Source organism: Agrobacterium sp. 22-210-1 (genome assembly GCF_053522525.1).
On record NZ_JBNWCI010000001.1, the window covers coordinates 2,428,164 to 2,449,682 of the forward strand.

Genomic DNA, 21,519 nt, shown 5'->3' on the forward strand with positions numbered 1-21,519 from the left:
CTATCGTTCAAGACCGGGCAGGAAGCGCCCGTTCATTTTCACGATACTTATATTGTTACGTGATTTTTCAAGTCAAGGGTCATGCAACTTATATTGTTACGTCAGTTCGGAACTGATAGCGTTGCAAAAAACAAATGGGCTTGCGCAATGAGACACGATACGCGCCTTTCAAGGGTGCTGCATATTCTGATCCATATGGAAAAACACGAGAGAGCGGCGACCTCTGAAAGCATCGCGGCCATGCTACAGACCAATCCTGTGGTGGTGCGCAGAACCATGGCGGGCCTGCGGGAGCATGGTTATGTCTCATCGGAAAAGGGCCATGGCGGCGGTTGGGTCCTGGCGCGACCGCTCAGCGAGATCACGCTGCTTGATATTTACCGGGCGCTCGGTGCACCGGAGCTGTTTTCCATTGGTCTGGCGGGCGACAATCCCAACTGCGTTATCGAACAGGCGGTCAATGAGGCCCTTTTTGATGCCATGAAAGAGGCTGAGAACATCCTCCTGTCCCGCTTTGGAAGCATAACGCTTGCAGCGCTGGCGAAAGAATCGATCGCCCGCTGGTCCAAAGTGTCCAATAACCCCTCGGCGATGGAACAGCTCTAAAGGCGAAAAGACGCCGATTGCATCCATGAAAAAACCGCCTGCCCGAAGGCAGACGGTTTATCATGTCAGTCAGCCCATTACGGCTGGGTCTGAGTGCCACCCGTATTCGGGCTTGCCGGGGCCGTGTTGTTTGCCGGCGGTGTTGCCGGTGCAGTCGGCGCCATGGGTGCCGGTGCCTGATCCGTGACCGCGGGCGGCGTGGTGGACGATGTCGTGGCCGGATCGGTGGTCGGGCCGCTCATCTGCGACCAGGCGAAAACGCCCACCAGCACGACGACGATGATCGCCAGCCACGGTACCCAGGACGACGAGGTCCGGGCAGGAGGCTCATTGCTGATATTCAGTTCCGGACGAAGATCGCGGTCCGGGCGCGGGTTGTTGGGATCGAATGTCATGGTATTTCTCCTCTTCACTCTGCGGAGAAAACGGTGTTCACGCGATTTTGTTCCGATTCATCCCTGCGCCTTCAGAACGGGCGGCTACCAGCCGCCTCCCGGAGTGCATCCGCCAGCACCGTCATGGTCTGCGGGCTGCCCATTTGCGATACGTTGAAACGCATGAAACTGGATGCGTTCTGCGAGGAGCTGAAGACATTGCCGGGTGCCAACACCACCTGCTGCGCAAGCGCGCGGCGCGCCACATCGCCCGCATCCACCCCGTTCGGCAGGCGGCACCATAAAAACATGCCCGCCTGCGGCTCGATCCAGGGCACGCATCCAATCGACTTCAGACGTGCCGCCGCCTCCGGCATCACCGCCGCAAGGCGCAGTCGAAGCGCCTCGACATGTTTGCGGTAACTGCCATCCGTCAAAAGCGACAGCACCAGCGCCGCTGAAAAATGCGCGCCGCCGAAAGCTGTAGCAATCTTGAGGTCAGTCAGCGCTTCCACCCATGCCACAGGTGCTGCAATGAAACCGCACCGCACCGAAGCAGACAGGGTTTTTGAAAAGCTGCCGATCTGGACAACACGGTCAAGACCATCGAAAGCAGCCAGCCGTGGTGCCGCCTGTGTTTCGAAATCGGCAAAAATATCATCTTCGATGATGGTCAGTCCCGCCTGTTCGGCCAGCATCAGCAGCCGATGGGCGGTAACGGCGGAAAGTCTGGCGCCTGTCGGATTATGGATCGCGGAATTGGTAATATAAAGACGCGGCTGGTGTTCTTTCAGCGCCTGCTCGAACAGCGGCAGGTCCGGCCCGGTTGGAGTGTAAGGCACGCCGATGACCTTGACGCGGTGTGCGCGAAGCAGGGCATGGAAATTGAAATAACAGGGGTCGTCGACAATCACCGCATCCCCCGGCTGCAGCAGGAAGCGGCAGAGAAGGTCGATTGCCTGCGTGCCGGAATCAGTGAGCATAATCTGGCTGGCACCCGCCTGTACCCCATGTTCGGCAAGCCTGCGCGACAGAAGCTGGCGAAGTTGCAGCAACCCCATGGGGCTCGCATAATCCGTCAGCAGGGCAGCATCCGCACGGGCAAGCCCCCGCATTGCCCGCCGCAACGCTTCTTCCGGCATCCACGATGCGGGAAGCCAGCCGCAACCGGGCTTGGCAAGGACCGAGGCCTCATCCAGCGCCTGCCGCGACACCCACAAGGGATCCACCGCCCTGTCCAGCCGCGGCTCAATATCCGCCAGAGATAACGGCGCAAGCGGGCCCGCTACAAAAAACCCGGAGCCCGGACGCGAAACTATCGTGCCATCCGCCACCAGACGGTCATAGGCTTCAACAACGGTGGAGGTGGAAACCTGCATCGTCTTTGCCAGCGCCCGCACCGAAGGCAAACGCGCGCCCGGCACAAGGCTGCGCGAGACGATGCGCTGGCGGATGCTCGCCATTACTCTCTCTATGCGTGTTCCGGGCTGCATGCCTGTTCGGGGCGCCATGCGCGTGACGGGAACAACCTGCTCGTTCAAATCGCTCTCCATCCGTACTGGGCCATCAACCATAACAGTTTATTGAAATTGTATATGACTGTTGCTGTTCCTGCCAGCCGTTCCGGATCAAGAAAGCAAAATGCAGGAGATGACAATGGACAAGACGACAAGCGGCTGGCTGAACGGCCTTATCGGCGTAGTGATATTCAGCGGTTCGCTGCCCGCGACGCGCATTGCGGTGACGGATTTCGATCCGGTGTTCCTGACCGTTGCCCGGGCCAGCATTGCCGGCATTCTGGCGCTCGGCCTGCTGTTGCTGTTCCAGCAAAAACGCCCGGCACGGAACGATATGACATCGCTTTTCATCGTCTCGTTGGGCGTGGTGGTGGGCTTTCCACTTTTGACGGCGCTGGCACTGCGTCACGTGACATCGGCGCATTCCATCGTGTTCGTCGGGCTCTTGCCGCTCGCAACCGCGGTCTTCGCCGTGTTGCGGGGTGGCGAACGTCCCCGCCCCGCCTTCTGGCTGTTTTCCTGCCTGGGCAGTGCTCTCGTTGCAGGTTTTTCACTGTCGAATTCACTTTCAGCCGGAGTGGGGGCTTCGCTTGACGGCGATCTCCTGATGCTGGGCGCGATCATCGTCTGTGGGCTGGGTTATGCGGAGGGTGCCGCACTGTCGCGTAAGCTGGGCGGCTGGCAGGTTATCTCCTGGGCCCTCGTTCTTTCGCTGCCAGTGATGTTGCCGCTTGCCTTTTTCACCGGACCGGAAACGCTTGCCGGCATCGATCCGCAGGCCTGGGGCGGCCTTGCCTATGTGTCTCTGTTCAGCATGTTGATCGGCTTCATCTTCTGGTATCGCGGGCTGGCGCTCGGCGGCATTGCCGCTGTAGGCCAATTGCAATTGCTGCAGCCATTCTTCGGGCTGGTGCTTGCAGCAACCCTGCTACATGAAGAGGTGAGCCCTGCCATGATCGGAGTTACGCTTGTCGTGGTGCTTTGCGTTGCCGGGGCCAGAAAATTCGCGCGCTGACACCCGCCCGGATCAGCTTGAACGGCGGTCGATCCAGCGATGCCATGCGTCCTCGCTGCCATTAAAGACATTGAGATCGATACGGCCGTCGACACCGTGCGAGAGGCCGGAGCCGGAATATTGCCAGAACAGCCACTTGCGACCGGGATAGACCACGGACGGATGCTGGGCGACCGCGCGCAGCCAGAAGGGATAATCCTGGAATTCGCCGGTGAGATTGTCCTTGTAAAAATCAGGTGCGGTATAAATAATCGGACGCTGTCCGTAGTGGCGCTCGAGCTTGTTCATGAAGACGCGCATCTTTTCCAGAACGCGCTCGCGGGAAAGACGCATCTTGCAGCTGGATTCGCCATTATATTCCACGTCGATCACCGGCGGCAGCGCATCGGGATCGCGCGGGACGTTGCGAATGAACCAGTCCGCCTGCTCGCCGGCGTTGCGGCACCAATAAAAGAAGTGATAGGCGCCGCGGCGGATACCCGCTTCCTTCGCGCGCTGCCAGTTGGTGCGGAACATCGGATCAAGGTGATCGCCGCCATCCGTCGCCTTGATGAAGGCGAAATTGGCGCCGCGGGTGCGCAGCTGTGGCCAATTTATATTTGCCTGCCAGCGGGATACATCCACGCCGTGAACCTGAAAATGGCGCGGCTGAACGCGGCCGAAATTGATTGGCTTGGCATCGCTGAAACTGGAGCGGAAAATACGCGAGCGGATTTGTGCGCCGGCGCCCGCTGCCGGGGCGGCCGCCATCGCCAATTGCACCGGACGCTCCATTTCGCGAACCATCGGGCGCTCCGCCGGCCGCACCATTCCCGCCTGCGAAGGCGCGGGTAAACCGATTTCAGGCGCATTCTGAAGCAGGGATGCTTTTGGAGTGACAGCGGAAAAGGCTTTTGGCTCTTCAGGCACCGGCCCACCCCATGCCAGCACTTCCTGCCGTGGCTGGGCGGCGATGGCCTGCGTGCCGACACTTGCCTGCGGCACGGGTGCCGATGGCGTGACCGAACTCGTCGTCTCCTTCGAGGGCAAGCCAGCCACCAGGCTTTCCGGCCCGGAACTGGTGCAGCCACCTAACAAAAGGCAACCGAAGAAAAGTGCTGGCACAGCCGATGATCGCATGAGAACCCGTACGCAAAACAAATCGGGGGCGCTCTGACGCCGCCCGGAGACCTCGAAATACAATTGCTAACGGAAGATTATCAAAAAAGACTGAATCTTATCTTTACGCCGGCACCTGCCAATGCGCCTGTCATTTCTGGCAGACAAAATACTTCGAGTTCTCACAGGGCGGCGAGGATCAGGCCGTCATGGTGGTCAGATCGACGGTATCGGCACCGGGAGAGTTTTTCTTGATCGACTCGATCGCATGGACGGCCGAGGCCTTGGCCTTGTACCCTTCCGACGAAAACATCGCTTCACCGTTGGATGCCTTGAAGCGAAAACGATATTCGCCAGCCTTGTCCTGATAAATCTCAAATTTATACATGTTCTTCACATCTCCTTGCTGATGATGGTGAAACGACCAAAACCTGATCGCTCGTTCACGTTAACAACGAAAATAATCCGCTTAAATGAGTCGCACCCAGGCACGTGCAATTTCCAGACCGGCGGCATCAGCCATAGCTGCGCGCGCGCCGCGGTGGTCGTTGTATTTTTCCAGCCAGCCGGGCGCCATTTTTTCGACCGACGCCGGGAAGGCCTCGCACCAGCTGTCCACGACGGCGGTGGATGCTTCGAAATGGAACTGGGTGCCATAAACCGCCCGACCTAGACGGAAGGCCTGATTTCGCGTTGCTTCATTGGTTGCCAGCCGTATCGCGCCCGGCGGAAGCGTAAACGTATCGCGGTGCCATTGAAAAATCGGGAATATGTCATCCAGCCCGGCCAATAGTGGATCGGATACGCCGTCCTCCGTCAGCGATACATCTTCCCAACCGAATTCAGGCGGGCCGGAGAGAATATTCTCTCCCCCATAGGCGCGCGCCAGCAGCTGGCTGCCAAGGCACACGCCCATCACGGCCTTATCGGCATCACCAAAGGCTTTCATCAAATGCGCAAGGTCTGGAAGATAGGGATAAAGTGCGTCATCGAGGGCATTCTGCTCACCACCCAGAACGATGAGCGCATCATGCTCACCCGCACTGACGGGAAGAGGCTCGCCCGCATAGGCGCGGATAATGTGCGTTTCCACACCTGCCTCGTCCAGTGCGAAGCCGAGTTGTCCGTGCGGCGTGCCCGCCATGTTTTCGATAATTACAACGCGCATGCGGCCTCTTGATGATGACGGAAAACCCAATCAGCGCAGTTGCCGATCAAATCCAAGCTTCACCACGAGAAAAACGGATTTTCAAGAGGCATAAAAACGACGGCGGGGCGATGCCAGGCCAGCCCCGCCGGTAATCCTTAAAATTCCCGGGACATCTTTGCGTCGACGGAATGCCGGTTGCCGCCACGAACGCCGAAAAACAGGAAGATGGCCGCCCAGAGAATCGATTTTTCTGCGCCACCCAGACCTTCCGCCTTTACGATGCCGTGAAAATAGACCGTTACCAGCAGGACAATCATGGCCGCGAAGGAGGCAGGCCGTGTGAAGAGGCCGATCGCCACCAGAATGCCGCCGAAAAACTCTGTGGCGGCCAGAAGCGGCGACCAAAACACGCCGGGATAAAAGCCAAGGCTTTCCACCATGCCGACCGCACCGAAAGGGTTGGCGATCTTGCCAAAACCATGGGTGACAAGAAGAACACCCGCCGCAACGCGCAGAATGGTCTCCACCAGATCATGTGTCGCATTATAAAGCGGTGCGACAGCAGGAACGAAAAGACGCTGACGGTTATTGTCGAACTGGGCCATAGGATCTCCACGTTTCAGCCTTCGATGGCTTATCTGTTCGCAAAGCTCCGTGATAAGAACAAGAACGCGCCGGGTAAAAACATGAGTGTTATAGTTGACATTATCGTGACCGGGCTTTGAAGGAGACCTGATCATGACCGACACCAAGCCGCGCATAACCATTCGCTATTGCACGCAATGCAACTGGCTGCTGCGCGCGGGCTGGATGGCACAGGAGATATTGCAAACCTTCGCTTCTGATGTCGGCGAAGTCAGCCTCATCCCCTCAACCGGCGGTCTGTTCGAGATCACCGTGGACGGCACCATCATATGGGAACGCAAACGCGATGGCGGTTTTCCCGGCCCAAAAGAGCTCAAACAGAGAATCCGCGATATCATCGATCCGGACCGCGACCTCGGCCATGTGGACAGAACGAAGCATGACGGGCTCGACACCTGACCCGGCGACATGTTTCAACAGCCTCCAACCAAGTTTTTTCCCTTTAAAATCAATGATCGTCATAAAAGTTCAAAAAGTCTGTTGACACCGGGCGGCTGCCCTCGTACATCGCTCTCCGTCGCCCAGATGGCGGAATTGGTAGACGCGCCAGCTTCAGGTGCTGGTACTCGAAAGGGTGTGGAGGTTCGAGTCCTCTTCTGGGCACCATTCCTTTTTTGATCTTAGCCAGATCAATGACTTAGACGAAAAAACAGCAACATGCAGGCTTCCCGCGAAACGCAGGAGAGCATGTTGTGTTTTTTCGATCTGATGAGACTCCTGACTCCCGTTTCCCCAAAAAAATGATTGCCGCCTGCGGGAACGCAGCATTTGTCACGTCGACAAAAAACCTGCCGTTTCCTCATGCAAAATCATTATATGTGAATGCTCATTTGGCTTCGCCGAGCTTACGGCTGAGAATCCTTGTCGCCGCTGTTTTGCGAATGTTGTTCGCAATTCGGCGTACAGGAAAGCACGGTTCGTTCCGTCTGGCGGAAAACGCGAACCGTATTGCCTTCATCGATGGAGACGAGAATGCGCTCGTCGACGATCGGATTTCCATCGGAATCAAGAAGCACGAGATTTGTCGTTCCGAAACTGCGGCCAGTTAGCACAATGGTCGTGGCATCGGCGACCGTGGCATCGGCAACTTTCGAATTGCCAACAATAACCTTGCTGACGGGACGATCGAGACGGAGAACACGGGCGTGGTTCATCGAAACGCGCAATATGTCTTCCTGGGCGAAAACAGATTGCGACGAGCCTCCCATAATGACGGACAAGCCGACCACAATTTTCGCCAGTTTTCCGGATGACACGCGTTTGGCCCTTGTTCATTACCCGCACTTTACTGCGTTGCAGAATGCGCGGTTTTAGTGAATGAAGCGTTAAATCGCGAAAATGCGTGGCGCGGGCGGTAACCATGCGCGGCTGAAGTCATTTTCCGCCTTCGCCGGCCCGCATCAAAATTGAACATATATGTCCCATTGAGGGAGCAGGTTTCCAAAAACGGGAAATCCCTTGCGGCAGAATATATTTGTTTATCAGCAAATATAAAAATATGCACAATACTTTTTGTCTTTGTTTACCAAGAGAAACTCATCATGCCATTTACTTTGGATTAAGGATTTTTTTTAAGTGGTTGGAAATCGCTCGGCTGTAGTTTGAACGCAACCGAACAACGGAAAACAGTTGTCGGCGTGCTGAACCAAACAAGAGTTAGGAGATACTCATGACCAAGATTTTCGCTCGTTTCCTCAAGGACGAATCCGGCGCCACGGCAATTGAATACGGCCTGATCGCTGCGCTTATTTCTGTTGCAATCGTTGGCGGTGCCACGACTGTCGGCAGCAAGATCGGTACGCTCTTCACAAACATCGGTACGAAGATGACGACCGCAGCGACGAAATCGGGCAATTAATAGTTCCGTTACTTCCTTGGGTGGCCGCTCCGGAAAGGCGCGGCCACCTTAGTATTTTTGATTCCGCCCTTCATTGGTAGCCACTCACACACGGAATCCTTTGTGGAATTGATACAATGGTCGTAGCAGCAATTTTTCTGACTTTGCCTTTGTGTCTCGCATTTGCTGCGCTGAACGATCTATTCAGCATGACCATACCCAACAGAATACCGCTGATCTTGCTAGTTTGCTTCCTTGTTGTTGCACCGTTTACCGGCATGGAATGGCAGACTTTCGCAATGAGCATTGCAGCAGCGGCCGCCGTTTTTCTTGCTTGTTTTGCACTCTTTGCCGCCAATGTGATGGGTGGGGGGGACGCCAAGCTGTTGACCGCGGCTACGGTCTGGTATGGATTCAATTCTTCGCTCATCGAATTCTTGCTTGGAGTCACCTTCATTGGTGGCGTATTGACGCTTGGCATCCTGCTTTTGCGGTCGCGATCGCAGGAAATCATGGCAATCGGCATTCCCATTCCGGATTCCCTGATGGTGGCGAAAAAAATCCCCTATGGCATCGGCATCGCCATTGCTGGCTTTTTGACTTACGGTGACGCGCCGCTTGTAAAAGCCGCCATCGCCAGTCTTTCATGAATAAGTTACAGCGCTGACGGATTAAAGACCCGTTAACCACAAATCCAAGCACAATATTAACCATAATTATACCAATCACACGCCATCCTGAGGGGAGAACAACCTGATTCCCTCAAGGATCGAGCATGAAACCGTCGCGTATCGTTATTCTATCCGTTGCCTTGGTCGCTGCCGGTCTTGCCGGTCTCGTCGCCATGCAGATTTCCGGCGCAAAGCAGGTCATCGAAAAAGCGGAAACGATCATCCAGAAGGAGCCGACGGTCAATGTTCTCGTTTCCTCGGTCAATTTGCCCGTCGGTAGCCGCCTGAACGATAGTTCGATGCGCTGGACACCGTGGCCGCAGGGCAATGTCGTCGATAACTTCATAACCGAAACGAAAAATCCGAACGCGATCACCGAACTCACCGGTGCCGTCGTGCGGTTGCCCCTGTTCGAAGGCGAACCGGTGCGACCGGAAAAGGTCGTCGATTCCAGCACCCGCATCATGTCTTCACTTCTGCCGGCAGGCAAACGCGCCGTCGCCACGGAAATTTCCGTCTCCACCGGCGCCGGCGGTTTCGTGCTGCCGAATGACCGGGTCGATGTCATCATGGTTCGCAAGGGCGATAACGGCAATTTCCTGACCGAGAACGTTTTGAACAATGTCCGGGTTCTAGCAATCGACCAACAGATCAAGGAAGGCGAAGACGGCATCTCCGCCGTCGTCGGTGCGACTGCAACTCTGGAGCTGACCCCAGAACAGGCAAAAATCATAACGGTGGCGCAGCAGATGGCGGATCGCCTCACCCTTGCGTTGCGCTCGATCGCCGACGCGCAGGAAAACGATACGCTTTCAGCGGGTTACCTTCTGAACGGCGGCTCCGGTCAACCGGAAATCCAGGTGATCAAATCCGGGTCGATCGTCAAAGGCAGTCAAGGAGCATCACAATGACCGGGGGGTTCATGGCAAAGCGTGTTAAAAAACACCTGCGTTCATCGATGCTGGGCGGACTTGCATTCTGCGTGGCTTTTTCAGGTATTCCAGGCCCGCATTCGCCTGAATTTATGCGCCTTGGCGAAGCCGTGGCACAAAGTGCGAGTATCGTCCGGATCACCGAGAGCGGATCTGGCATCCGCAAACGTCTGAAGCTCGGCCTCAACAAGGCATTGGTCATTGATCTGCCTGAGGACGCTCACGACATTCTCGTTGCGGATCCAAGCCTTGCCGATGCCGTGACACGCACCTCCAAACGAATTTACCTCTTCGGAAAAACGGTGGGGCAAACCAATATTTTCATTTTCGGTGAGGGCGGTCGCGAAATCGTCAGCCTCGACCTTGAAGTAGAGCGCGACATCTCCGGTCTCGAGGCCAATATCCGCCGTTTTATTCCCGAGTCGGATATCAAGGTTGAAATCGTTTCGGACAACATCGTTCTAACGGGCTCCGTGCGCACCCCTCAGGACTCCGCGCGCGCCGTGCAGCTTGCCGACGCGTTTCTTAAGGGCGGGGAAGCCACCACGCGTAATATATCGCTCACCGGCGGCGACAACGGTGGAGATGCGGCGATTTTTGCGGAAAGACGCCAAGTATCGCAAATCGTCAACATGTTGACGATCGAGGGCGAGGATCAGGTAACGCTGAAGGTGACTGTCGCCGAAGTCAGCCGGCAGGTGCTGAAACAACTCGGCTTCAATGGCTCCATCGGCAGTTCGACAAGCAGTAACGGCTTTGAGTTCTCAAATCCGTCCAACCTCGGGAATGCAATCAGCACTGCGTCTAAAATAGCCAGCGGTTCGATCGGTTCCGGCTCGCTGAACTTTGCCTCCTATCTCAATGCCATGGAGCAGGCTGGCGTCGTTCGCACTCTTGCAGAACCTAGCCTTACCGCCATCTCCGGCGAACAGGCCAAGTTCTATGTGGGGGGAGATTTCCGGATCGCCGGAACCCAGGAAGTTACGCTCGACAAAGATACAAATACTCCGACGATCACCCGCGAAACGGAAACAGTCGACTACGGTATCACCTTGAATTTCAAACCTGTGGTGCTTTCACCGGGAAGAATAAGTCTCAAAATCGAGACCAATGTCTCCGAGCCGACCTATGAAGGCAACGTGGTAACCGGCAACTATGGGCGGAACATTCCCGGCTCGACCTATATGTCAGTTCGCAAGCGCGAAACCTCCACAACAGTCGAACTTCCGTCCGGCGGATCGATCGTGATCGCAGGTCTTGTTCAGGACAATGTCCGCCAGGCCATGTCCGGACTGCCAGGCATGTCGAAAATCCCGATTTTCGGCACGCTTTTCCGCAGCAAGGACTTTATCCGCAACGAAACGGAACTGGTCATCATCGCTACGCCCTATCTGGTACGGCCCGTTGCGCGCAACCAGATCGCCCGGCCGGATGACAACTTCAACCCGGAAAACGATGCCGCCATGTATTTCATGAACCGCGTCAACAAGGTCTATGGCCGCAAAGACCAGGTCCAGGCAGCGCCCTATCAGGGATCAGTGGGGTTCATCTACAAATGACGACACGCGCGCGAAATCTCCTCTTCAGAGCAAGCCCGGTCAGGGCAGGAAACGTCATGCCGGAAATAACCTCCTCTTCCTTCCTCAGACGGGCTGGTCTCATCTCCATGGTTGCGCTCGCCGCCGGCCTGCTGCAAGGCTGCGCGCGCGATCCGCTTACGACCAATGCCATTCCCGATGATTATCGCACACGCCATCCGATCACCCTGTCGGAAGCGGAGCACTCGCTGGATATTCCGGTTTCGGCGGGCGACAGCCGGTTGACCACCGCAGTGGCGGATAACGTGCGTGGTTTCGCCCAGAATTATGCGTCCATGTCGACCGGTATCATCAATATTCAGACGCCGTCGGGATCGGCCAATTCGGCAGCGGCCTCAAGTATGGCGAAGCAGATCCGCTCGACGCTTTCCGGCGCCGGCGTACCCTCGGGCAAAATCATGGAAACACGTTATGCGGCATCCCCCAATGGCGATGCTGCACCCATCCGCCTGAGTTACGTTGCCGTCACCGCAATGACCGGGCAATGCGGCCAGTGGCCCGAAGACCTTTCGGACAATACCTTCGCCAACAAGAACTGGTACAATTTTGGATGCGCTTCGCAGAGCAATCTCGCCGCGCAGATTGCCAATCCCATGGATCTGGTCGGCCCGCGGGGCATGAGTCCGATCGATGCCGAGCGTCGCGCGGTGGTCATTGACGCCTATCGCGGCAAGAGCACGACGGCGACGACGGACTGATGCGGTTCCACCATTTGTTACGGCAGGATAGACGATGAGCGCTGTAGAATACGACATCAAATCAAACGGCGGCGCAGACGCCGAAGCGCCCGTTCGCGTCGGGGATATGGATCGCCTGCGGCCCCTGCCCCGCATTTCCGTCCATGCCTTCTGTGTCAGCGACAATATGCAGGGCGTCATGGACGCATTGTCCGGCGACAGGCGCATGAGCAAGGTGACCCTTCGGGTGACCAAGGGGGACATCAATGCGGCAGCCACGATGTTTTCCGCTTCGCCCACGCCCAATCTCATCATTCTGGAGACGGCAAGCGCACCCGCTTCGCTGCTGGATGATCTCGCCCCCCTGGCGGAGGTTTGCGACCCCACCACTCGTGTCATCATCATCGGCCGACACAATGACATAACGCTTTATCGCGATCTCATCCGTAACGGCATTTCCGAATATCTTGTCGCCCCGGTCAGCATGGCCGATCTGCTAGCCTCGATCGCGACGATCTTCGTCGATCCGGAGGCGGAGCCGCTCGGCCGTAACATTGCCTTCATCGGCGCAAAAGGCGGGGTGGGCTCCTCGACAATCGCGCATAATTGCGCCTTCGGCATATCCACGCTGTTTTCCACCGAAACCATCCTGGCCGACATGGACCTCGCCTATGGCACGGCCAATATCGATTTCGATCAGGATCCTGCCCAGGGCATGGCTGAAGCCGTGTTTTCACCGGAACGGCTGGACGAGGTGTTTCTCGACCGTCTTTTGACGAAATGCTCCGACCATCTGTCGCTTCTGGCAGCACCGTCGCTTCTCGACAGGACCTACGATCTCGATCGTCAGGCTTTTCTGCCGATTCTCGAGGTTCTGCAGCGCAGCGCCCCTGTCGCAGTCCTCGACCTTCCCCACCAATGGTGCGACTGGACGCGAGCAGTCCTTGCGGAAGCCGACGAAGTGGTGATTACGGCCGTTCCGGATCTTGCAAATCTGCGCAACACGAAGAACCTGTTCGACGCTCTGTTAAAACTGCGACCCAATGACAAGTTGCCACACCTCATTCTCAATCAGGTGGGCGTGCCGAAACGGCCGGAGATCGCCCCGGCAGATTTCCTCGAGCCACTGGAAATCGAGCCCATCGCAATCATCCCGTTCGATACCCAGCTGTTCGGCAATGCCGCCAATAGCGGGCGCATGATCAGCGAGATGGATGAAAAATCCCAGATCGCGGAAACTTTCTCGCAGATCGCCCATACGATTACGGGCCGCACCGTGCTGCGCAAAAGCAGACGCGGCGGCCTGGACAAACTCAAGAATATTCTCAAGCGCAAATAGGGTTTACCTCTGCGCCTTTAGACGGAAACGCCGATGTTCGGAAAACGCGGGTCTGAAGGCCCAGCCAGAAGCACAAAGCCGGATTTGGCCGCAGCTGTACCCATGCAGGCAGCGGTGGCAGCCGAGCCTCGGCCTCTTACGATCGACACGCTTGAACCCGGCCAGTCGCCCGCAACACGGCAGGTCAACGCGGCATCGCAGTCGCCGCAGAAAAAACGTGCGCGCACGGAAGATTATTACAATACCAAGAGTCAGGTTTTCTCAGCGCTCATCGATACGATCGATCTTTCGCAGCTCGCCAAGCTCGACGCGGAGAGCGCACGTGAGGAAATTCGCGATATCGTCAACGATATCATCACGATCAAGAATTTCGCCATGTCGATTGCCGAGCAGGAAGAACTGCTCGAAGACATTTGCAATGACGTTCTCGGTTACGGCCCGCTGGAGCCGCTTCTCGCCCGCGACGATATTGCCGACATCATGGTCAACGGATCCGGCCAGACCTTCATAGAAGTCGGCGGCAAGACCATCGAATCCGACATCCGCTTTCGTGACAATGGCCAGTTGCTGTCCATCTGCCAGCGTATCGTCAGCCAGGTCGGCCGGCGTGTAGATGAATCGAGCCCGATATGCGACGCCCGCCTGCCGGATGGATCGCGTGTCAACGTCATTGCGCCACCGCTCGCCATCGACGGGCCGGCGCTGACGATCCGAAAATTCAAGAAGGACAAGCTGACGCTTGACCAGCTGGTGCGCTTCGGCGCAATCACGCCCGAAGGCGCGACCTTGCTCAAGATCATCGGCCGCGTTCGCTGCAACGTCGTCATCTCCGGCGGTACCGGCTCGGGCAAGACCACGCTTCTCAATTGCCTGACGAGCTTTATCGACAGGGACGAACGTGTCATCACCTGTGAGGACACCGCCGAACTGCAATTGCAGCAGCCGCATGTGGTGCGCCTGGAAACCCGCCCGCCGAACATCGAAGGTGAAGGCGAGATCACCATGCGCGATCTGGTCAAGAACTGCCTTCGTATGCGCCCAGAACGCATCATCGTCGGCGAAGTGCGCGGACCGGAGGTTTTCGACCTGCTTCAGGCCATGAATACCGGCCACGACGGCTCGATGGGGACGCTGCACGCCAACACGCCGCGCGAATGCCTCAGCCGTATCGAATCCATGATTGCCATGGGCGGCTTTACCCTGCCGGCCAAAACGGTGCGCGAAATCATTTCGGGATCGATCGATATCGTCGTTCAGGCGGCGCGCCTGCGTGATGGCTCCCGCCGGATAACGCAGATCACCGAAGTCATCGGCATGGAAGGCGACGTCATCGTTACCCAGGATTTGATGCGATACGAAATCGAAGGCGAGGATGCGAGCGGCAAGCTGATCGGCAGGCATGTATCGACCGGCATCAGCAAACCGCATTTCTGGGATCGCGCACGTTATTATGGCGAAGAAAAACGTCTGGCGGCCGCGCTCGATGAAATGGAAAAGACATCTTAAGGGAAAGCGACTGCCATGGACCCGACAATCCTGTTACTGGCCGTACTTGTCGCTATTTCGGCAGGAGCGCTGGCTTACGCCTTCCTTTTCCAGCAGATAGAGGTCGAAAAAAAGACCACCAGCCGCTTCAAGCGGGTGAAAGCCGCTGAAACGGATCACGCTAATATCAAAGCTGCGCGCGACCGTGTTCAGGAACTCGGAAAACGCCGCAAATCCATGCAGGACAGCCTGCGGGAAATGGAAAAGAAACAAAATGAAAAGGCAAAAAGGACAAAGAATGTCAGTTTGCGTGACAAACTGGTTCAGGCTGGCCTGCAGCTTTCAATCCGGCAGTTCCATCTGCTGAGCGCAGGTGGAGCTTTTGTCTCCGGTATCATAGCAATTCTGTATGGCCTGTCGCCGCTTATCGCTCTGCTTATAGGAGTGGTCGTCGGGTTGGGGCTACCACGATGGGTATTGGCCTTTCTTCTCAAGCGGCGGCAGAAAAAATTCCTGGAGGAATTCCCCAATTCTCTGGACGTCATGTGCCGGTCGATCAAGTCCGGACTGCCGTTGAACGATGCCGTGCGATTGATCGCATCGGATGGCCAGGAGCCGGTGAAAACGGAATTTCAGCGGGTCGTCGATGCACAGCAGGTCGGTATCAGCATTCCTCAGGCAATCGAGCGCATGATGCTGACCATGCCGCTGTTCGAGGTCAGTTTCTTCGGCACCGTCATCACCATTCAGGCACAGGCGGGCGGTAATCTTTCAGAAGCGCTGTCCAATCTTTCAAAAGTCCTGCGTGACCGCAAGAAGATGCGAGCCAAGGTGAATGCCCTCTCAATGGAGGCGAAAGCCTCGGCGGTCATCATCGGCGCGCTGCCCTTCATCGTCATGATGCTGGTGCACTTCACGTCGCCCGATTATTTGTCCGTGCTTTTCAGCGATTTGCGCGGGCACATCATTCTCGGAGCATCCGGGATCTGGATGCTGATTGGCATTTTCATCATGCGTCAAATGATCAATTTCGATATTTGAGGGCGGGGCCATGACAGGAAATCTTGTTTCCCGCCTGACGGATCCGCAGACGATCATTGCCATTCTGGTCACGCTTGCGGTTTTTGCCACCCTTTACACCCTCATCATGCCGTTCTTCGAGCGCAAGGACTTCGCCAAACGGATGAAAGCGGTGTCGACGGAACGCGATGTTATCCGCAGCCGCGAACGCGAGCGGCTAGCAACGACCTCCAGAGACGGAAAAACCTCGTTGCGCGGCAGCAACAACAAATCCGCGCGCCGCATCGTCGAAAGGTTCAATCTTCAGGAAGCACTTGCCGACGCGAATACGATGAACAAGCTGCGTGCAGCGGGTTTTCGTTCACAGAATGCGCTCAACACATTTCTCGCCGCGCGATTCGTCCTGCCATTCGCCTTTCTTGCCATCGCTTTTACCTGGGTTTTCGTCCTGGGAAACCTCGCCGACAAGGCTTTTGTCGTCAGGCTGATGGCTGTCCTGCTTTTCGGCTATATCGGTTTTTACGCGCCGAATATCTACGTTTCCAACGCCATGACAAAGCGACAGGGGTCAATCAAGCGTGCGTGGCCGGATGCGCTGGATCTGATGCTGATCTGCATAGAATCCGGTGTCTCAATGGAAGCCGCAATGCGCCGTGTGGCGGAAGAAATGGGCGAGCAGTCCCCTGAACTCGCGGAGGAAATGATGCTGACGACAGCAGAACTTTCCTTCCTTCAGGACAGGCGCATCGCCCTTGAGAATTTCGGTATGCGCACACAGCTGGATGGTGTCAAAAGCGTGGTGCAGGCGCTTATCCAGGCGGAACGATATGGCACGCCGCTCGCTCAGGCGCTACGCGTGCTGGCGCAGGAAGGCCGTGACGAGCGCATGAACGAGGCCGAAAAGAAAGCCGCCGCGTTGCCGCCGAAACTGACCGTACCGATGATCATATTCTTCCTGCCGGTACTCATCGCCGTCATCCTCGGGCCCGCCATCATCCGGGTTATGGACACGTTCAAATAAAGAAAAACCGCCGGCATTTTGCGCGGCGGTATATTCCGATCCCGGCTGGCAAGATCGCGGGTCCACTCATACGGGCGGCCATACCTAACCCTATCAGCCTGCAGGCTTTGCGTCTTTTTTCGCCAGCTGCTGCCAGGAATTCTGCTGCGAGAGCATCGCGCGCAGATAGGTAAGATTTGCCTGCGCCTGCTGCGGTGACAATTCCTGAACCGCGATGCGCTCGGCTTCGGCGAAACGTCCCTGAAGACCCACCACAAGCGCAAGGTTCTGGCGAACGCGGCTATCGGCGCCGGGTTGCGAAATGGCGGATTGCAGATATGTTTCGGCGGTGCGGGGATCGCTCGACAGGACATAAGACATGCCGAGGTTTGAAAGCACGCTTGGATCGTTCGGCTTGAGGTCGAGCGCCTGCCGGTATCTCGAGCGCGCCTCGTTCGAGCGTCCCAGCTGGTCGAGAACGGCGCCTTCGGCGGAATAAAGCCGCCAGTCGGGTCGGTCGGGGGTCTGCGCCCTCTGTATGGTCGAAAGCGCCTGCTCCAGCTGGCCGGCAGCCGCCTGCGCCTTGCCATAAGCGGCAAGCACATCGCGATCCGCCGGATTGGCGATGGCGATCTGCTGCATGACGGCAAGTGCCTGGGTATTCTTGCCCGTCATCATCAGAACGCTGGCGTAGTTCATGCCGACCGACTTGTCCTTGGGGCTGCGTTCATAGGCCTTGCCGGCGGTCTCTTCCGCCTGCCGCAGCTGGTCCATGTTCATCGTATCATAAGAACGCGTGGCGGCGGGAATGGAACCGGTGGACATGCGATCCGGCTTGTTGGTGCTCGCGCATCCGGACACGGCCAGAACTAGCGCTACCAGACAGGTTCCGCGCAGCAACCCGGTCCGGCCTGTTTTAGCCAAAGAAAAAGCAGTCATGGCAGCGCCCCCGCCCAAAAATGATCGATCTTGCGCCCGACATACGACAGACTCACATGACGCAACTTTCACTAAAGCAATAATCTGTTAACCCTAACAGAGCGTTAATCGCACCGATTCACGACACTGGAGCGCCGCGTCCGAGAGGACGCAAAAGGCCGCTCTGGCACTTTGAAACTGCGCATCGTTCCTGTCGAAAATCATCCCGATTTTCGGGGCCGGTGCACCAACGGAAGCATACAATGGCGCCCTACCAGTTCATCGAACGCCCCACCCCTTTCAGCTCAAAGGCCGGCAACACCCTGCCGGTTTTTGCCGTCACCCCAGCCCATATCGAACAGGGCGCCATCGATCCTGTTGCTCTGGACTGGGCGAAAAAGGCGGGGTTCAAGGCGGAAGCAGGCGCCATCCTGCTCGTGCCTTCCGCCGATGGTTCGCTGGGTGGCGCGCTTCTCGGGCTTGGCGGCAATCCATCCGAAATTCCCTTCATAACCGGGAAACTTGCCCGTGAACTGCCGGAAGGCGAGTGGCACATCGAAACCGCGCCCCTGACCGCCAACCGCCTGGCGCTCGGCTTTGGCCTCGGCAGCTATCGCTTCGACAAATACAGAACCACCAAGACCAACGGGGCAAAGCTTCTCATTCCGCAAGATGCGGAAGACGGCGAGATCAAACGCATTCTGGCCGGCGTTTTCCTTGCCCGCGATCTCATCAATATACCGGCCAATGACATGGGACCGGACGAGCTTGAAATCGCCTTCCGTGCCCTTGCCGCTCACTATAAGGCAAAGGTCAGCGTCACCACCGGCGACGATCTGTTGAAAGAAAACTTCCCGCTGATCCACGCCGTTGGCCGCGCGAGCGAAAGCGCGCCGCGCCTCCTTGAGATGAACTGGGGTAAAAAGGGCAATCCACGTCTCACCCTCGTCGGCAAGGGTGTCTGCTTTGATACCGGCGGTCTTGATATCAAACCCGCTGCCTCCATGGCATTAATGAAGAAGGATATGGGCGGTGCGGCCAATGTTCTCGGCCTTGCACTGATGATCATGGATGCGAAGCTGCCTGTCGATCTTCGTGTGCTTGTACCAGCCGTCGAAAACTCCATCTCCTCCAATGCCTTCCGCCCTGGCGATATCTATAAAAGCCGTAAGGGACTGACGGTACAGATCGACAACACCGATGCGGAGGGACGTCTCGTGCTGGCGGATGCGCTGGCCTATGCCGATGAGGATGCGCCGGACCTGATGATCGACATGGCGACGCTGACGGGTGCCGCCCGCGTCGCTCTCGGCCCGGATCTGCCGCCTTTTTATACCGATGACGAAGATCTGGCCCATGACATCTCGGAAGCCAGCATCGATATCGACGACCCGCTGTGGCGGATGCCGCTCTATATGGGATATGACAAGGATATCCGCTCGCGGGCAGCCGACATCACCAACGCGCCGTCAGGCGGCATGGCCGGCTCGATCACCGCAGCCCTGTTTCTCAAGCGTTTCGTGACGAATACCAAGCGCTGGGCGCATTTCGATATTTACGGCTGGTCGCTGAGCGAGAGGCATCACTCGTCGATCGGCGGCGAGGCGCAGGGTATCCGGGCGATCTTCCATTACATCGCACATCAATTCGCGAAGTAATCACTTCCACGGGCGCTTCGGCAACCGGAGCGCCCGGTCTCTATCAAACAAGAACCTTCTGTTCCTTGTGGTCTTCCTCGCCGAAGAACTTCAGGTAACGTTCCACTTCGGCCGGCTCGCCCGTCGCCTTTTGCGGATTATCTGAGAGCTTGACCGCCGGCCGGCCATTGGCGTCGCTGACCTTGCAGACGATCGAGATCGGCTTGAGGCTGGCGATGGTTTTTGGCGCGCAGCCGGCAAAGTCATTGGTCAGATTGGTGCCCCAACCGAAGCTCATCCGTACCCGACCTTCGAAATGTCTGTAGGTGTCGATAATGGCGTTGACATCGAGACCGTCGGAAAAGATCAGCATCTTCTTGCGCGGGTCGCGGCCCATCTTCTGCCACCACTCGATGATCTTTTCGCCGCCCTCGATCGGCGGCGCGCTGTCTGGGCGGAAACCCGTCCAGTCCGCCACCCATTCCGGCGCATTGCGCAGAAACGCAGCCGTACCGAAGGCATCAGGCAGCACGATCAGCAGGTTGCCGCCATAAAGCCGGTTCCAGTCCTTCAGAACCTGATAGGGGGCGGCCGCCAGTTCCTCATTCGTCTGCGCAAGCGCTGCAACCACCATCGGCAATTCATGCGCATTGGTACCCACGGCTTCGAGATCGGAATCCATGGCGAGCAGGACATTGCTCGTGCCGGTGAAAGCCGGTCCAATGCCTTCCTTCAGCGCCTCGACGCACCAGCGCTGCCAAAGAAAGCTGTGGCGGCGACGAGTGCCGAAATCGGAAATGCGCAGGCCCGGCAGTTCCCGCAGCCGTTCGACCTTTTCCCACATCTTGGCCTTCGCCCTGGCATAAAGGACGTCAAGCGTGAAATAGCCGAGTGAGCGCATGGCGCTGCGCGAGCGCAACTCGTTGATGATCGCCAGCGCCGGAATTTCCCAGAGCGTCGTGTCCATCCACCGGCCATGGAAGTTCAACTCATATTGCCCGTCACGCTTGAAAAGCTCATATTCCGGCAATTGATAACTCGAAAGCCAGGACAGGAACTCCGGCTCAAAAATCTGTGAACGACCGTAAAAGGAATTACCCGCGAGCCAGATATTTTCTTTCTTGGAGAGACGCAGGGTGCGCGCGTGATCAAGCTGCTCGCGCAGCTCCATCTCGTCGATCTCTTCGGCCAGCCGCACCGTCTTGGTACGGTTTATCAAGGAAAATGTCGCGTCGACTTCCGGATAGAGCTTCCAGATCATCTGCAACATCAAGAGCTTGTAAAAATCCGTGTCGATCAGGCTGCGAACGATCGGATCGAGCTTCCAGGTGTGATTGTGGACACGGGTCGCTATATCGGTCTTCGTCATGCTCGCATTCCCCAACATCGGCCGAGACCCGACGTCACCCCGCACCTCGGCAGGTCTCAACCTGTCATGGCAAAGACTTATCTGAAAAAGCGACAACAAGTCCAGAGCGGCGGCGGCAGAGGGCCTTAGTTTTGCTCGTGCAGCCGATTTTTCGAAAAGCGTACCGCACTTTTCGGGTGGAGGCGCTCAATCCCTTTACCTCAGAAGGTTGGCCCTTTACCTCAGAAGGTCGGGTCGACGGGATTGATGCCGGGATACCAGTCCTTTGAGACCGGATTTCTGCCCCCGAAGCTGGAAATACCGTTTTCATCCGTGCAGCGATAACCCTGAACGGGAAGTCCCCGGCTGCCGAAAACATCGCGGTAGGGGCCGCGGGAATATCCGGTAGTTCCAAGTTCGCTGTGGCAGGTATAACGGACTTTGGGCTGCAGCGTGCGCGGGTCCTTGACACCGGGCAGGTTCGCATAGGCATCGGGTGCCGGGGCAAAGCCATTCTGGTAGACGGTCTGCGCCTGCGCCGAGGCGCTCAATAGAACCGCCGTCAGGAACGCTGCCAATTTCGTCGCCGTTTTTGTCTTCATTGATGCCGGTCCCATACCATCCTTCATCCGATGTAGGCCGTTGACGACCT

General features: G+C 57.2%; 23 protein-coding genes and 1 tRNA gene. 14 read left to right on the forward strand and 10 right to left on the reverse strand.

Annotated features, from left to right (window positions below; genetic code table 11):
- The first annotated feature begins 147 nt into the window (after window positions 1-147).
- A complete protein-coding gene (locus tag ACQZ5F_RS12200; RefSeq protein WP_052820184.1) occupies window positions 148-606 on the forward strand; it encodes an Rrf2 family transcriptional regulator in 459 nt (152 codons plus the stop codon).
- 77 nt (window positions 607-683) lie between these two features.
- Here the strand turns inward: ACQZ5F_RS12200 and ACQZ5F_RS12205 are convergent, their stop codons facing one another.
- Window positions 684-1,001, reverse strand: a complete 318-nt coding sequence (locus ACQZ5F_RS12205) for a hypothetical protein (protein ID WP_046799224.1) — start codon at window positions 999-1,001, stop codon at window positions 684-686.
- A 71-nt stretch (window positions 1,002-1,072) separates the two neighbouring features.
- A complete protein-coding gene (locus ACQZ5F_RS12210) occupies window positions 1,073-2,491 on the reverse strand; it encodes an aminotransferase-like domain-containing protein (RefSeq protein ID WP_225339654.1) in 1,419 nt (472 codons plus the stop codon).
- A gap of 145 nt (window positions 2,492-2,636) precedes the next feature.
- Between ACQZ5F_RS12210 and ACQZ5F_RS12215 the strand changes: the two genes are divergently transcribed.
- Window positions 2,637-3,512, forward strand: a complete 876-nt coding sequence (locus ACQZ5F_RS12215; protein WP_052820234.1) for a DMT family transporter — start codon at window positions 2,637-2,639, stop codon at window positions 3,510-3,512.
- A gap of 12 nt (window positions 3,513-3,524) precedes the next feature.
- Here the strand turns inward: ACQZ5F_RS12215 and ACQZ5F_RS12220 are convergent, their stop codons facing one another.
- The 4 genes from ACQZ5F_RS12220 to ACQZ5F_RS12235 form a co-directional block, all read right to left on the reverse strand.
- The gene (locus ACQZ5F_RS12220; RefSeq protein ID WP_052820183.1) at window positions 3,525-4,631 is read right to left on the reverse strand and encodes a glycoside hydrolase family 25 protein; all 1,107 of its coding nucleotides are present in this window, start codon (window positions 4,629-4,631) and stop codon (window positions 3,525-3,527) included.
- A gap of 178 nt (window positions 4,632-4,809) precedes the next feature.
- On the reverse strand, window positions 4,810-4,998 hold the full coding sequence (locus ACQZ5F_RS12225) for a YegP family protein (RefSeq protein WP_225339567.1): 189 nt from the start codon (window positions 4,996-4,998) through the stop codon (window positions 4,810-4,812).
- 81 nt (window positions 4,999-5,079) lie between these two features.
- On the reverse strand, window positions 5,080-5,778 hold the full coding sequence (locus ACQZ5F_RS12230) for a type 1 glutamine amidotransferase (RefSeq protein ID WP_225339568.1): 699 nt from the start codon (window positions 5,776-5,778) through the stop codon (window positions 5,080-5,082).
- 137 nt (window positions 5,779-5,915) lie between these two features.
- On the reverse strand, window positions 5,916-6,365 hold the full coding sequence (locus tag ACQZ5F_RS12235; RefSeq protein ID WP_448730449.1) for a DoxX family protein: 450 nt from the start codon (window positions 6,363-6,365) through the stop codon (window positions 5,916-5,918).
- Between the two features lie 133 nt (window positions 6,366-6,498).
- On the opposite strand from ACQZ5F_RS12235, the gene ACQZ5F_RS12240 reads away from it, so the two are divergent.
- Window positions 6,499-6,804, forward strand: coding sequence for an Rdx family protein (locus ACQZ5F_RS12240; protein ID WP_046799220.1), 306 nt, complete (start codon window positions 6,499-6,501; stop codon window positions 6,802-6,804).
- Window positions 6,805-6,924: 120 nt separating this feature from the next.
- A tRNA-Leu gene (locus ACQZ5F_RS12245) sits at window positions 6,925-7,011 on the forward strand.
- A gap of 239 nt (window positions 7,012-7,250) precedes the next feature.
- Here ACQZ5F_RS12245 and ACQZ5F_RS12250 read toward each other — a convergent pair.
- Window positions 7,251-7,613 carry a pilus assembly protein N-terminal domain-containing protein gene (locus ACQZ5F_RS12250; RefSeq protein WP_046799219.1) on the reverse strand — a complete coding sequence of 121 codons (363 nt, stop codon included), beginning with the start codon at window positions 7,611-7,613 and terminating at the stop codon, window positions 7,251-7,253.
- A 461-nt stretch (window positions 7,614-8,074) separates the two neighbouring features.
- On the opposite strand from ACQZ5F_RS12250, the gene ACQZ5F_RS12255 reads away from it, so the two are divergent.
- The 9 genes from ACQZ5F_RS12255 to ACQZ5F_RS12295 all read left to right on the forward strand — a co-directional run bounded on the left by ACQZ5F_RS12255 (window position 8,075) and on the right by ACQZ5F_RS12295 (window position 16,985).
- The gene (locus tag ACQZ5F_RS12255) at window positions 8,075-8,263 is read left to right on the forward strand and encodes a Flp family type IVb pilin (protein WP_225245053.1); all 189 of its coding nucleotides are present in this window, start codon (window positions 8,075-8,077) and stop codon (window positions 8,261-8,263) included.
- A gap of 116 nt (window positions 8,264-8,379) precedes the next feature.
- Window positions 8,380-8,892 (forward strand): A24 family peptidase, encoded by a 513-nt coding sequence (locus tag ACQZ5F_RS12260; protein WP_225245052.1) that lies wholly within the window; start codon window positions 8,380-8,382, stop codon window positions 8,890-8,892.
- Between the two features lie 125 nt (window positions 8,893-9,017).
- Window positions 9,018-9,824 carry a Flp pilus assembly protein CpaB gene (gene cpaB, locus ACQZ5F_RS12265; RefSeq protein WP_052820178.1) on the forward strand — a complete coding sequence of 269 codons (807 nt, stop codon included), beginning with the start codon at window positions 9,018-9,020 and terminating at the stop codon, window positions 9,822-9,824.
- Entirely contained in the window at window positions 9,821-11,404 is a 1,584-nt protein-coding gene (locus ACQZ5F_RS12270) for a type II and III secretion system protein family protein (RefSeq protein WP_225339586.1), read from the forward strand. Before cpaB ends, ACQZ5F_RS12270 begins: the two co-directional genes overlap by 4 nt.
- Before the next feature lie 56 nt (window positions 11,405-11,460).
- Window positions 11,461-12,141: a CpaD family pilus assembly protein gene (locus ACQZ5F_RS12275; RefSeq protein ID WP_448730448.1), complete on the forward strand. Its 681-nt coding sequence runs from the start codon at window positions 11,461-11,463 to the stop codon at window positions 12,139-12,141.
- A 34-nt stretch (window positions 12,142-12,175) separates the two neighbouring features.
- Window positions 12,176-13,459, forward strand: a complete 1,284-nt coding sequence (locus ACQZ5F_RS12280) for an AAA family ATPase (protein WP_137085747.1) — start codon at window positions 12,176-12,178, stop codon at window positions 13,457-13,459.
- A 33-nt stretch (window positions 13,460-13,492) separates the two neighbouring features.
- On the forward strand, window positions 13,493-14,965 hold the full coding sequence (locus ACQZ5F_RS12285) for a CpaF family protein (RefSeq protein ID WP_225339588.1): 1,473 nt from the start codon (window positions 13,493-13,495) through the stop codon (window positions 14,963-14,965).
- 15 nt (window positions 14,966-14,980) lie between these two features.
- Complete coding sequence (locus ACQZ5F_RS12290; RefSeq protein ID WP_046799211.1) at window positions 14,981-15,985, forward strand: type II secretion system F family protein; 1,005 nt, start codon at window positions 14,981-14,983, stop codon at window positions 15,983-15,985.
- 10 nt (window positions 15,986-15,995) lie between these two features.
- Complete coding sequence (locus tag ACQZ5F_RS12295) at window positions 15,996-16,985, forward strand: type II secretion system F family protein (protein WP_046799210.1); 990 nt, start codon at window positions 15,996-15,998, stop codon at window positions 16,983-16,985.
- Between the two features lie 93 nt (window positions 16,986-17,078).
- Here the strand turns inward: ACQZ5F_RS12295 and ACQZ5F_RS12300 are convergent, their stop codons facing one another.
- Window positions 17,079-17,789: a tetratricopeptide repeat protein gene (locus ACQZ5F_RS12300; RefSeq protein WP_046799431.1), complete on the reverse strand. Its 711-nt coding sequence runs from the start codon at window positions 17,787-17,789 to the stop codon at window positions 17,079-17,081.
- Between the two features lie 356 nt (window positions 17,790-18,145).
- Here ACQZ5F_RS12300 and ACQZ5F_RS12305 point away from each other — a divergent pair, with 356 nt between their 5' ends.
- A complete protein-coding gene (locus ACQZ5F_RS12305; RefSeq protein WP_046799209.1) occupies window positions 18,146-19,540 on the forward strand; it encodes a leucyl aminopeptidase family protein in 1,395 nt (464 codons plus the stop codon).
- Between the two features lie 43 nt (window positions 19,541-19,583).
- Here ACQZ5F_RS12305 and pncB read toward each other — a convergent pair whose 3' ends face one another.
- Entirely contained in the window at window positions 19,584-20,888 is a 1,305-nt protein-coding gene (gene pncB, locus ACQZ5F_RS12310; RefSeq protein ID WP_046799208.1) for a nicotinate phosphoribosyltransferase, read from the reverse strand.
- 221 nt (window positions 20,889-21,109) lie between these two features.
- Complete coding sequence (locus tag ACQZ5F_RS12315) at window positions 21,110-21,469, reverse strand: hypothetical protein (RefSeq protein ID WP_052820232.1); 360 nt, start codon at window positions 21,467-21,469, stop codon at window positions 21,110-21,112.
- Window positions 21,470-21,519 lie beyond the last annotated feature (50 nt).